1 protein-coding gene is annotated in these 202 nt (G+C 76.7%); it reads left to right on the top strand.

Going from position 1 to position 202, the window contains the following annotated elements; all coding sequences use genetic code 11:
- The coding region (locus tag IF89_RS40550) for a hypothetical protein (protein ID WP_043195282.1) at nt 1–202 on the top strand (202 nt) is incomplete at both ends.

The following is a 202-nucleotide window of genomic DNA, read 5'->3' as shown; positions in this document are numbered from 1 at the left end:
CGCCGCCAGCGCCCCCGGCAGTGCCGGCTCGGGCCTGAAGCGGTTCCCCGGGGAGGGGGTGCGCTTCGAGCACGTGCCGGGCGGAAGCCTGCCCGCCCGCGACGGGGTGGAGGAGCGCGGCTACGAGTGGCGGCTGGCGGACCGCACCGACGGGTCGGTGCAGTACTTCGACACCGCCGGCAACCCGGTGGCGTTTGCGGAC

Source organism: Streptomyces sp. NRRL F-2664 (genome assembly GCF_000719345.1).
Lineage (GTDB): Bacteria > Actinomycetota > Actinomycetes > Streptomycetales > Streptomycetaceae > Streptomyces.
The sequence above is the reverse complement of the archived record's forward strand: the minus strand, read 5'-3'. Positions and strand labels throughout refer to the sequence as shown.